Annotated in this window: 9 protein-coding genes; 5 read left to right on the top strand and 4 right to left on the bottom strand. The window is 68.5% G+C overall.

All coding sequences use genetic code 11. The annotated features are described in order from the left end of the window. Positions 1-90: 90 nt before the first annotated feature. Positions 91-498, top strand: coding sequence for a DUF3099 domain-containing protein (locus ACWDSI_RS04345; RefSeq protein WP_449748294.1), 408 nt, complete (start codon positions 91-93; stop codon positions 496-498). Between the two features lie 177 nt (positions 499-675). Beyond that, entirely contained in the window at positions 676-1695 is a 1020-nt protein-coding gene (locus ACWDSI_RS04340) for a sigma-70 family RNA polymerase sigma factor (RefSeq protein WP_449755771.1), read from the top strand. A gap of 28 nt (positions 1696-1723) precedes the next feature. On the opposite strand, the gene ACWDSI_RS04335 is transcribed toward ACWDSI_RS04340, so the two are convergent. After that, entirely contained in the window at positions 1724-4687 is a 2964-nt protein-coding gene (locus tag ACWDSI_RS04335) for a bifunctional acetate--CoA ligase family protein/GNAT family N-acetyltransferase (RefSeq protein WP_449755770.1), read from the bottom strand. Continuing rightward, entirely contained in the window at positions 4656-5900 is a 1245-nt protein-coding gene (locus ACWDSI_RS04330) for an acetoin utilization protein AcuC (protein ID WP_449748355.1), read from the bottom strand. Before ACWDSI_RS04330 ends, ACWDSI_RS04335 begins: the two co-directional genes overlap by 32 nt. Before the next feature lie 132 nt (positions 5901-6032). Between ACWDSI_RS04330 and ACWDSI_RS04325 the strand changes: the two genes are divergently transcribed. After that, positions 6033-6716 carry an iron dependent repressor, metal binding and dimerization domain protein gene (locus ACWDSI_RS04325; protein WP_449748297.1) on the top strand — a complete coding sequence of 228 codons (684 nt, stop codon included), beginning with the start codon at positions 6033-6035 and terminating at the stop codon, positions 6714-6716. Between the two features lie 55 nt (positions 6717-6771). On the opposite strand, the gene ACWDSI_RS04320 is transcribed toward ACWDSI_RS04325, so the two are convergent. Both ACWDSI_RS04320 and ACWDSI_RS04315 read right to left on the bottom strand, forming a co-directional pair. Continuing rightward, positions 6772-7881, bottom strand: coding sequence for a DUF4192 domain-containing protein (locus tag ACWDSI_RS04320; RefSeq protein ID WP_449748298.1), 1110 nt, complete (start codon positions 7879-7881; stop codon positions 6772-6774). 97 nt (positions 7882-7978) lie between these two features. Further along, positions 7979-8644 carry a hypothetical protein gene (locus ACWDSI_RS04315; RefSeq protein ID WP_449755769.1) on the bottom strand — a complete coding sequence of 222 codons (666 nt, stop codon included), beginning with the start codon at positions 8642-8644 and terminating at the stop codon, positions 7979-7981. Between the two features lie 244 nt (positions 8645-8888). On the opposite strand from ACWDSI_RS04315, the gene ACWDSI_RS04310 reads away from it, so the two are divergent. Together ACWDSI_RS04310 and ACWDSI_RS04305 are read left to right on the top strand one after the other, a co-directional pair. After that, positions 8889-9878, top strand: a complete 990-nt coding sequence (locus ACWDSI_RS04310) for a proteasome assembly chaperone family protein (RefSeq protein ID WP_449748300.1) — start codon at positions 8889-8891, stop codon at positions 9876-9878. Next, a complete protein-coding gene (locus tag ACWDSI_RS04305; protein ID WP_449755873.1) occupies positions 9866-12013 on the top strand; it encodes a DEAD/DEAH box helicase in 2148 nt (715 codons plus the stop codon). Before ACWDSI_RS04310 ends, ACWDSI_RS04305 begins: the two co-directional genes overlap by 13 nt. Positions 12014-12046 lie beyond the last annotated feature (33 nt).

Raw genomic sequence — 12046 nt, 5'->3', positions numbered from 1 at the left:
TCACCCGCATTCGCCATGGGGCGGGGCGCAACCGCAAACGACCCGCTCGCGGCGGGTGCATTCCGCCGCAGAAAGTGGAACAGTGGTCACATGGGCAATGAGGGACCGTCACGCGAGCGCGCGGCGTCCGAGGCCTTCCTGATCACAGACGCGCAGGAATCCCTGGACGCGCAGCACAGAGCCCGCGTACGCAAGTATCTGACGCTGATGGCGTTTCGCGTGCCCGCACTGGTGATCGCCGGAATCGTTTACAGCGCAACGGGTTCGGGCCTGTGGGCGCTGGCCATCGTGGTGGCCTCGATTCCCCTTCCGTGGGTGGCCGTGCTGATCGCCAATGATCGGCCGCCGCGCAAACGCGGCGAAGTACCGCATTACAAATACGGTTCCGACCACCGCGTGATCGGGCCGCAGTCGCTCGACGAGCACGCGCCGCGCCGCGCCGACGACACCCCGACGGTCATCGATTCGACGATCGCCGACCCCTGGCATCGGCCCTGACGGGTCACTCACCCCGTTCGGACCCCAACTCTCAGCATCTTCTCAGTCCCGAGGATTCTCCGCGGTGCGTTGTCGCAGGTCGCGGGTCCTCCTGGCGCAACGACCGAATCCGGCCGGGAACTATCCCGCGCCAGGGGGCGTTGCACCCTCTGAATGCACTTCGAGTCAGGAGGCCGAATGTCACGCACCACCACGTCCACCACAGTCAGCGCTTCCACCACAGTCATCGACGATGAGCCCGGCCGGTCCCGGCCGGCCATGACCGAACAGGATCTCGACGCCCAGTCACCGGCCGCGGACCTCGTTCGCGTCTATCTCAACGGAATCGGCCGCACCGCCCTGCTCAACGCGGAGCAAGAAGTCGAGTTGGCCAAGCGGATCGAGGTGGGCCTCTACGCCAAGCATGTGCTGGAGAACCGTAAGCGTCTCTCGGCCGTCAAGAAGCGCGACCTGGCAGTCATCGTCCGCGAGGGCGAGGCGGCACGATCGCATCTCCTGGAGGCCAATCTTCGCCTGGTGGTGTCGCTGGCCAAGCGCTACACCGGTCGTGGTATGCCGCTGCTCGACCTGATCCAAGAGGGCAATCTCGGCCTGATCCGTGCGATGGAGAAGTTCGACTACGCCAAGGGGTTCAAGTTCTCCACCTACGCCACGTGGTGGATTCGCCAGGCCATCACCCGCGGCATGGCCGATCAGAGCCGCACCATCCGACTTCCCGTCCACCTCGTGGAGCAGGTCAACAAGTTGGCCCGGATCAAGCGTGAACTGCACCAGCAGCTCGGCCGGGAGGCCACCGACGAGGAACTGGCCAACGAGTCCGGCATCCCCGCGGAGAAGATCGCCGACCTGCTCGACCACAGCCGGGACCCGGTGAGTCTCGACATGCCGGTCGGCAGCGATGAGGAGGCGCCACTCGGTGACTTCATCGAGGACGCCGAGGCCCCCTCCGCGGAGAGCGCGGTGATCGCCGGGTTGCTCCACTCCGACGTCCGGGCCGTCCTCGCCACCCTCGACGAACGCGAACAGCAGGTCATCCGGATGCGCTACGGCCTCGACGACGGTCAGCCGCGCACGCTCGATCAGATCGGCCGCATGTTCGGCCTGTCCCGCGAGCGGGTGCGCCAGATCGAACGTGAGGTGATGGGCAAGCTGCGTCAGGGTGAGCGCGCCGACCGCCTGCGGGCCTACGCGAGCTGACCCCACGCGCTCTGGTTCACGAGCGCTCCTAATTCAATCGTCTCGGTCCGGTGTCCGCCTTGGTGGGCACCGGGCCGATTCGTATCTGCGCGTTGAGCACCGAGGCGGCCTCGGATGAGGCCAGCACCGGGTCGACGATGATCTCGCGGATCTCCGGGATGTCGTCGGCCAGCGTGGAGACGCGCAGCAGGAGATCGGCGAGTTCGGCACGGTCGGCGGGCTCTTCACCGCGGTAGCCGTTGAGCAGCAGTGAGGAGCGCGGCTCGGAGATCAGTTCCTCGGCGTCGACGTCGGTGATCGGGATCGCCCGATACCCGCGATCGCCGAGAAGTTCGAAAGTGCGCCCGGACAACCCGAACGAGATCAGCGAGCCGAACGACGGGTCGTCCCCGACGTGGATCATGGTCCCGATTCCCTTGGGTGCCATCTTCTGCACATGCAGGACGTGATCGCCGGTCAGCTCCACCAGTTCGGCGAAGGCCGTCACCACGGCGGTCGCGTCGGGCAGGTCGAGCCGGGCACCCTCACGGTCCAGCCGGCCCCGCCATCCCGCGGACGTTGCCTTCACTGCCACCGGGAATCCCAGTTCGCGACCGGCCGCGGAGGCCTCGTGCATTGTGTGGACCTCGCGGAACGGCACCACATTGATCCCGTAGGCGGCCAGCACGTGCGCCGACTCGGTCTCGGTGAGGGTGCGGGTCGACGCGCCCTCCTCACCGGTGGCGGTGAGCCCGACCATGGCCTCGCGGACATGGGTACGGGCCAGCTCGGCATTGATTCCGGCGGGTCGGGGGATCTCGGGTTCGGGCCGGCCACGCCATTTGGCGTACTGCCAGGACCGGGCCAGCGCGACCGCCGCACGTTCGGGCGAGCCGTAGGACGGGATGGAACCCCGCTCCGGCAGTCCCGATGGTCCCGGCTTCATCAGGCCGGGCGGAATGCCCTCCACCGCGAGGAAGGTGGTGACGATCGGCTTCGCCGCGTCCGCGTCGGGCGTGTTGGCCGCGGCCATCAGTGCTCGCGCGTGCCAGTCGGCGTCGACGGCCACCGGCGGCACAAAAACCACCAGAATGGCGTCGACACCCGGATCCGCCATGGCCTGTGCCACCGCCGTCTCGAACTCCGCTTCCGACGCCCCGGCACCCAGGTCGATCGTGTCGAGCACCTCGAGGCCACCGGTGCGGGCGGTATCGGCGGCAAGACTGCCCAGCACCGACGAATTGCCGATGATGCGGGTGCGTGGTCCCCGCGGCAGCGGCTGGTAGGCGAACAGCGTTGCGCAGTCGAAGAGTTCGGGAATGGTGTCCACCTGGATGACGCCGGCCTGTTCGAGCACCATCTCGGCGATGCGGTCGTCGAGGCTCGCCCCGGCCGACCGGGACGCGCGCACCGGACTCATCGCTCCCTTACCCGATTTGACCGCCACGATCGGCTTACCGCGCGACACGCGCCGTGCGATGCGGGAGAACTTGCGCGGATTGCCGAAGCTCTCCAGGTAGAGCAGTACGACGTCGGTGGCGGTGTCGGTGTCCCAGTACTGCAGCAGGTCGTTGCCCGAGACGTCGGCGCGGTTGCCCGCCGACACGAAGGTGGACAGGCCGATCTGCCTGCGTGCGGCGGTGTCGAGGATCGCGATCCCCAGGGCACCGGACTGGCAGAAGAATCCGACGTTCCCGGCCGCCGGGATCCGGGGCGCGAGGGTGGCGTTGAGGGCGATGTCGCGGTCGTTGTTGGCCACGCCCAGTGCGTTGGGGCCCACCAGGCGCATGCCGTGTGCACGGACCTGCTCGACCAGGCGGTGCTCGCTCTCCAGTCCCGCCTCACCGCTCTCCCCGAAGCCGGAGGACACGATGACCAGGGTGCGCACCCCTTTGACCAGGCAGTCGTCGAGGACCTCGTCGATCGCGGCGGCCGGCACCGCGACCACGGCGAGATCGATCGGGTCCGGGATGTCACGGACGGTGGGATAGGCGCGGATACCGCGCACCGACGGCGGGCGCATCCGTTCGGTGCGCGCCGGACCGTGCCGCCGGTTCGACGCGCCTCGGCGTGCCTGTGCGTCGATGCCGCGTGGCGTGTCCTCGGCCGCGTCGTCAGGGTGGTGTTCGGGGCCGTTCACCGGGAAGACCGGCCCGGTGAATCCGCCGGCGATGATGTTGGCCAACAACGCGTTTCCGACCTTCTTCGGATCGGTGGAGGCCCCGATCACCGCCACCGAGGCCGGCCGCAGCAGGTTGGCGACGCTGCGTGCCTCGGACGCGCGTTCGCGCGCGTTGCGCACCGACAACAACGCCTCGGTCGGGTCGATGAGGAACTCGACGTGCACCGTCGAGCCGTCGAAGGCCCGCGAGATCTGATAGCCCGCGTCGCGGAACACCGTCACCATGTTCGGGTTCTCGCTGAGCACCTCGGCCTCGAAACGGGTGAATCCGTTCTCGGCCGCGGCACCGGCGAGGTGCTCGAGCAGGATCGGTCCGAGTCCGCGTCCCTGGTGTTCATCGGCGACGACGAACGCCACCTCGGCCGAGTCGGGTTTGCCGTCGGCGGCCAGACCCTCATAGATACCGATGGCGATGATCTCACCGCCGAGAACCGCCACCAGCGCGACGCGTTGCCGGTGGTCAACGGTCGTCATCCGTGCGACCTCCCGCGGCGGCAGCGTGGGCGTCGGGCCGAAATACCGCATGTACCGCGTGCGTTCGGAGAGTCCGCTGTGGAATCGCACCACCCGGTCGGCGTCGTCGGGGACGATGGGGCGCAGGTGCACCACGCCTCCGTCGGAGGCGAGCACGTCGGCGATCCAGTGCCGGGGGTAGTCCCAGGGTCCGCGGTTCTCCCCGTCGGCCACCGCGGCGCCGGCCGGATGCGTGTCGTCGGCGGGCGACCCGGCCGTCGTCGACCCGCTCGGTGCGGGATCGCCGGCGGGGTGCGGTGTCGCCGGTGCCGGTCGTTGATCGGCGTCAGTCACGGGGATCCTCCGGGTCGAGGCCATGCAGGGGAAAAACGGCGTTGCGGGTCGCCATGATCGCGCGGTCGGTCTGACGCTGTGCGGTCTCGGCGATGCCCGGGGGCGGCGGTTGTCCGGTGTCACCGTCCCACGCGACGTAATCGACGTCACCGTCGTCACCCATCACCCCGACAGGGTCCTGCGAGTACTCCGAATGTACGGTCGCGGCGATCTGTGTGGCAGTGGCACACCAGGATTCGTCGATACGGGTAGTCGGGTCGACATCGCGGTCGAGGACCACACCGAGCAGGTGGGACCAACTGCGCGGGACCACGTTGACCACGCCGTACCCGCCGCCGCCGACCGCGAGCCAGCGCCCCTCGCAGTAGCGTTCGGCGAGGTCACGCATCGCGATCATCGCCGCGCGCTGGCCCTCGACGGTGAGTGCGAGGTCGGTGAGCGGGTCGGCGAGATGGCTGTCGGCGCCGCATTGGCTGATGAGCACCTGCGGCCGGAACTCGGCGATCAGCGACGGCACCACCGCGTGAAAAGAGCGTAACCACAACCGGTCCGTGGTTTCCGGCATCAGCGCGATGTTCACCGCACTGCCCGCCCCGTCGCCCTCGCCCACCTCGGTGGGCCAGCCGGTGCCGGGCCACAACGTGGCCGGATGCTGATGCAGCGACACCGTGAGCACCCGCGGATCGTGGGCGAACGCCACCTGCACCCCGTCACCGTGATGGGCGTCGATGTCGATGTAGGCGACGCGGTCGAACCCGTTGTGCAGCAACCAGTCGATGGCCACCGCGCAATCGTTGTAGATGCAGAATCCGGCAGCGCGTGACCGCATCGCGTGGTGCATGCCGCCGCCGATGTTCACCGCGCGGCGCACCGCACCGGAGCCGATGGCCTGCGCCGCCGCGAGGGTGCCCCCCACCAACAGTCGCGCCGCCTCGTGCATGCCGTCGAACACCGGATTGTCGGAGTCGCCGAGACCGAAGAGCCGCTCGAGCAACGGTCCCGACAGCGATGCCATCCCCGAACCCACCGCGCGCACGGCGTCGACGTAGTCCTGACTGTGGATGACGGTGAGCGCGTCGTCGTCGATGTCGAGGGGTGGCGCTGTCTCGATGTCGTCGAGCACTCCGAGACTCTGCGCGAGCGTCATCGTGAGTGCGAGCCGAACCGGGTTCATCGGATGGGTATGTGCCCATCGGTATGTCAGATAATCTTCGCTCCAGATCACTGCCGCGGTCATCATCGACCCCACTGTTCTCGCACGTATCCCAGGCTAGTGCCCCAACGCGGCGCCCGAGGCTGATCGGCATGTGAAGCTGAGCTCCTCATGCAGGTCAAGGTACCCTTGGTTAGGACGAAGGGACGGCGCACAGTGAACGATCTGGTCGACACCACCGAGATGTACCTCCGCACCATCTACGACCTCGAAGAGGAGGGCATCGTCCCATTGCGGGCACGGATCGCCGAGCGCCTGGAGCAGAGTGGTCCCACGGTCTCGCAGACCGTGGCCCGGATGGAGCGCGACGGCCTGTTGCGGGTTGCCGGTGACCGTCACCTCGAGCTCACCGACAAGGGGCGCAGTCTCGCCGTCGCGGTGATGCGCAAGCACCGTCTGGCCGAACGCCTCCTGGTCGACGTGATCGGGATGCCGTGGGATGAGGTGCACGAGGAGGCGTGCCGCTGGGAGCACGTGATGAGCGAGAACGTCGAGCGCCGACTGCTCGCGGTGCTGGAGAATCCCACGACCTCGCCGTACGGCAATCCCATTCCCGGTCTCGAAGAGCTCGGACTGGCCGATGCGCCGGTCACCGACGGCGCCACGCGGCTCTCCGACCTGCCCCAGGGCGATCCGGTGGCCGTGATCGTCCGCCGCCTGTCCGAGCACGCCCAGTCCGACGTCGAACTCATCACTTCGCTGCGCGAGGCCGGCGTGGTGCCCAATGCCCGCGTGACGGTCACCTGCAGCCCCAACAAGGTGGAGATCAGCACCCCCGGCCACGACGGTCTGACGCTGTCGCCGGACATGGCGCACGCCATCTTCGTGGAGAAGGTCTGACATCCTCCCAGGTCTGGTCTGAGTCTTCGCGGGCGATGCTGGGCCGGGTCCGGGATCAGCCGGCGTCGCGGAGGGTGGCGCGTGGGATGTCGAGGCCCAAGCGCGCCGCCATCGCATACGAGTCGTCGATGAGTTGCCACAGGGTGTGCGGGCGCATGCCCCGGCGCAACGCCGAGTCCAGGAGCACCGCGAAGTACCACGTGGGGTCGGCCTCGAGTGCGCAGTCCAGCGCCACCGCGGCGTGGGCGCCCTCGCCGCCGATGTAGTGCAGGTGCGCCAGGAGGGTCGCCGCGCTGGCGCGTCCGGTGCCGGTCAGTCTGCGGCACAGTTCCCGCCACAGAGATTCGGCGGCGTGGCGCAGATCGGTCACCGCGAACGCCAGCGCCGCATCGCGCACGCGCAGATCGCGGATCGCGCGATCGAGCCGGGCGACCGTCGCACAGTCGAAGCGCGGGAATGGGGTGGTCAGTGCCTCGAGGATCGCCGCCAGCAGTTCGGCCGACGACTCCGCTTGGCCGCCGGGGATGCCGGCTCGGTCGTCGCAATCGGCACGTCGGCCATCGCAATCGGCAGCGTGACAGTCACCGTCGCAGTGCTCGGTGGGCTCGAGCATGCGGCGCATCTCGTCGCGTTCACCCAACACGGGGCGACCGTTCTCCACCAGTCCGGCGACCGCGGTGGGTGAGGTGCGCGGATCGCGCAGCCGCCCGACGTCGTCCGACCCGGTGTCGGGTGTGCCGGTGTCAGGTGTGCCGGTGTCGGGTGTCCCACAGTGCCAGACGCGGCGCCAGATCGCGCCGGACTCGAAGCAGGGCACGACGTATCCGGCTGCCAGGCCCGCCGAGCCGCCGCAGTGCCTGTCGACGATGGCGATGATGCGGCGGTAGTGCGCGTCGTCGGCGCCGTACCTGTCGTCGCAGACGACGGCGACCACCGTTGTGGCGCCGTAGTTCTCGAGTATGTCGCCGAGATTGGAGATCACCTCGGTCATCGCCGGGGTGGGTCGGCCGTCGGGCCGGAGATCGAGATCGTGCCGCATCGTGGCGTCCACGCGTGTTGCGTCGGCCAGTGCGACAAGGATGAGCGAACGCCGGGGGATGAAGCCGAGGAGGGCGGGGATCGCGGTGAGCAGGCCCGTCGGCGACAGCTGTGGTTGATGTGCCATGGCGCCCATCATCGGGGCGCTCGACGACTCGTCCGGCAAACATCGAACGTCGCGAGCCACCTTGTGCACCGGCACAGGTGCATCCACAAGTTCGGCCTCAGGTACCGAACGCCTTCGCCTGCACCTTGGTGAACAGTTCATCGAGTTGAGCGGCGGCGTCGGGTGCGATGTCCCCGGCAGACGGCCAGCGGTACTGCGCATACACCCGCACGTCACCACGCTGACCCATCAGCGTGAGCGTGCGGGTCATCAGCGGCGCCGCGTCGCCGCCGGTCTGTTCGGTGCGCAGGATGGCAGCCGTCTTCACCCCGGGCAGTGCGGTGGGGGCCGGCCGGACCTGGGTTTGGATCTCGGTGGTGGCGGTCGCCGGGTCGCCGGTCATCGCGCGAGGACAGCGGCGTGCCCGTTCGGTGACGGTATCGAGGTCGTGGTCCACGCCGGCCACCGCGGTGGAGAAGGTGGAGCGTTGCGCGGGCACCGTCGCGACGTAGACCACGGCGCCTTCGGCGGAGACCGCCGCCGGTTGGCAGTTCTGCGGCGAGTAGGCGGACGCGACGGGCCGTCCGATCAGATCACCGAGCGCATAGGCCACCGCGTTCGGCGGCACGCGGGTGGCCCCCGGAACGGGGAAATCGGCGGCGGTGACCGACCGTGCGGCCAGATCGGACGTCCCGCCCACGGCTGCCCCGCCGACGGTGCAGGCGGACGTCAGCAGGCAGGCGGCCACAAGTCCGAGTGCGGCGGGCATGGTCAATCGGGGCACGGTCTCACTGTGCCATCGGCGCCCGCCCCGGCCACCCCGACACTCCGCCGAGCCGGGAATGCCGCGACACCGCGCTGTCGTTGAACAACCGGACATCGCACCTGCCCGTATCCGGGGGCTGCCGCCGCAGTCTCGCCGACCAGCGTGATTGGCCCCATCCACCCGGGATGCGGGACAATGTGAGGTGGTGCACGACCGGCACCGCAGTGACTACGCCGTGACGGTCACAGAGAGGAGGGACGACATGAATTCCCAGCCCGAGCAGCAACGCCCGCTCTACGAACTGGCCTTTCCGGCGCCCCGCGTCGCCGACGACGCCGGGACGGGACCCGTGCTGATCCACGCGCTCGACGGCTTCGCCGACGCCGGTCATGCCGTGGCATTGGCGTCGAAGAACCTTCGCGACACTCTCGACTCCGATGTGGTCGCGACCTTCGACAACGACGAACTGATGGATTACCGCTCCCGGCGGCCCACGATCTCCTTCAGTGGCGAGACCTTCACCGACGTCGAGATGCCCGAACTGATGCTGCACGCCGTTCGCGACAACTCGGGACGGCCGTTCCTGCTGCTGTCGGGTTCCGAACCCGACCTGCGGTGGGAGAAGTTCACCGCCGCGATCGAGCAACTCGCCGACCATTTCGCGGTGACCGACGTCATCGGTCTCAACGCGATCCCGATGGCGGTACCGCACACCCGGCCGGCGGCCGTCACCGCGCACGGCAACGAACCGGACTCGCTCGGTGATCTGCCGCGCTGGGGATCGGCGATGAAACTCCCGGCCAGCGCGTCGATGCTGCTCGAGCTGCGGCTCGGACAGCACGGACGCCGTACCGCGGGCCTGTCGGTGCACGTTCCGCATTATCTGTCGCAGACCGACTATCCGGGCGCGGCTGCCCGGCTGCTGGAAACGGTGTCGGGCCTCACGGGTCTCGACCTGCCGGTCACCGCGTTGGAGCAGGCCGCGGACACGGTCCGCGAGCAGGTCGACAAGGAGGTCTCCGGCAACGCGGAGATCGAGTCGGTGGTGTCCGCGCTCGAGGCGCAGTACGACTCCTTCGCCGCGGCGCAGGCCGAGCGCGCCTCGTTGCTGGCGGCCGACGAATCACTGCCCAGCGGTGACGAACTCGGCGCCGAACTCGAACGCTTCCTCGCCCAGCACTCACGCGACGAGGGTGAGGGCGGGAACGGGTCCGGCGATTCCGGCGACGGTGGTTGGCCATCACAGATCTGAGTGACCCCGCCACCGCGGAGCCCGAGTCGTCGTCGGTGCTGACCCCGGTCGACGACGACGATCGCGCGTTCGAGGCGTTCACCTCGTGGTGGTCGGCGCGTGGCATCGATCTCTACCCGCACCAGGAAGACTCGCTGCTCGAACTGATCTCCGGCAGCAACGTGATCCTGGCCACCCCGACCGGTTCGGGAAAGTCGCTGGTGGCCTCCGGCGCCATCTACTTCGCCCGCTGTCACGGCAAGCGCGCCTTCTACACCGCGCCGATCAAGGCGCTGGTGAGTGAGAAGTTCTTCGACCTGTGCGCCCAGTTCGGGGCCGACCAGGTGGGTCTGCTGACCGGTGACGCCTCGGTCAACGCCGACGCCCCGATCGTCTGCGCGACGGCAGAAGTCGTCGCGAACCTCGCGCTGCGCGACGGTCCGGGGAGCGACATCGGGGTGCTGGTGTCCGACGAGTTCCACTTCTACGGCGAATCCGACCGGGGCTGGGCGTGGGAGGTCCCGCTGATCGAACTGCCCCACACCCAGTTCCTGCTTATGTCGGCGACGCTGGGTGACATCAGCTTCTTCGTCGACGATCTGCGCAGACGCACCGGTCGCTCCACCACCGCCATCACCGGCACCCACCGGCCGGTACCCCTGGAGTACAGCTACGCGATGACGCCGGTCCACGAGACCATCGAAGCGCTCATCGATGCGGGTCGCGCGCCGATCTACGTCGTCCACTTCACGCAGGCGGCGGCGGTGGAGCGGGCACAGGCGCTGCTCTCGGCACGCATCTGCGACAAGGCCGAACGGGCCGTGATCGCCGAGGCCATCGGCGATTTCCGCTTCTCCACCGGTTTCGGCAACACGTTGTCCAAGCTGCTGCGTGCCGGGATCGGCGTCCACCACGCCGGCATGCTGCCCCGCTATCGGCGTCTGGTCGAGCGCCTCGCCCAGCAGGGGCTCCTCAAGGTCATCGCCGGCACCGACACGCTCGGCGTCGGCATCAACGTGCCGATCCGCACCGTCCTGTTCGCCGGGTTGAGCAAGTACGACGGCACCCGGGTGCGTCGGCTGCGGGCCCGCGAGTTCCATCAGATCGCCGGGCGCGCCGGACGCGCCGGCTTCGACACGGTTGGTTACGTGGTGGCCCAGGCACCCGACCACGATGTGGAGAACGCGCGCGCGGTCGCCAAGGCGGGCGACGATCCGAAGAAGTTGCGCAAGCTGGTGCGCAAGAAACCCCCCGAGGGTTTCGTGTCGTGGGGCGAGCAGACGTTCCGGCAGCTGGTGGACGCGCCCGATGAGCCCCTGCGCTCGCATTTCCGGATGACCACCGCCATGCTCCTCGAGGTTCTCGGCCGCCCCGGCGACTGCTTTGCGGCGACCCGGCATTTGTTGGAGGACAACCATCTTCCGCGTGACCGGCAGTTGCGCCAGATCCGGCACACCATCCGGCTGTATCGGGATCTGCGCGATGCGGGGATCGTCATCCAACTCGACGAACCCGACGCCGAGGGACGCCACGTCGCACTGAGCGTGGACATGCCGGAGAATTTCGCGCTGACCAATCCCTTGTCGGCGTTCGCGCTGGCGGCCTTCGAGATCCTCGACCCCGACGCGTCGACCCATGCGCGCGACGTGATCTCGGTGCTCGAATCCACCCTCGAGGACCCGCGCCCGGTGTTGATGGCACAGCGCAAGGAGGCACGCGACGCCGCGATCGCGGAGATGAAGGCCGACGGCATCGAGTACGAGGAACGCATGTCCCGGCTCGAGGAGATCACCTGGCCGCGCCCGCTCGCCGACGAGATCGACTACGCGTTCGGGGTGTACCGGCAGGCGCATCCGTGGGTGGCGGGTTTTCCGCCGTCACCCAAGTCGGTGCTGCGCGAGATGCTCGAACGGGCCATGACGTTCACCGATCTCATCTCCGCGCACGGACTCGCGCGCAGCGAAGGAGTGGTACTGCGGTACCTGTCCGACTGTTATCGCGTGCTGCGCCAAGGAGTACCGAACACGGTGATGACCGAGGAGATCGCGCAGATCACCGAGCATGTCGGCGCGATGGTGCGCGAGGTGGACTCCAGCCTGCTCGACGAGTGGGAGGAACTCGCTCGCGCCGAGACCGCGGACTCGTCGGCATCGTGATGTCTCCGAACTCGGCGGGCTGGGCCAGCCCAC

It is taken from the genome of Gordonia sp. NPDC003429, from assembly GCF_053588575.1.
The sequence above is the reverse complement of the archived record's forward strand: the minus strand, read 5'-3'. Positions and strand labels throughout refer to the sequence as shown.

Coding starts and splice junctions, on each gene's coding strand:
- ACWDSI_RS04345 (WP_449748294.1), top strand. CDS start 91: ATGGGCAATGAGGGACCGTCACGCGAGCGCGCGGCGTCCGAGGCCTTC.
- ACWDSI_RS04340 (WP_449755771.1), top strand. CDS start 676: ATGTCACGCACCACCACGTCCACCACAGTCAGCGCTTCCACCACAGTC.
- ACWDSI_RS04335 (WP_449755770.1), bottom strand. CDS start 4,687: ATGGCCTCGACCCGGAGGATCCCCGTGACTGACGCCGATCAACGACCG.
- ACWDSI_RS04330 (WP_449748355.1), bottom strand. CDS start 5,900: ATGACCGCGGCAGTGATCTGGAGCGAAGATTATCTGACATACCGATGG.
- ACWDSI_RS04320 (WP_449748298.1), bottom strand. CDS start 7,881: ATGGCACATCAACCACAGCTGTCGCCGACGGGCCTGCTCACCGCGATC.
- ACWDSI_RS04310 (WP_449748300.1), top strand. CDS start 8,889: ATGAATTCCCAGCCCGAGCAGCAACGCCCGCTCTACGAACTGGCCTTT.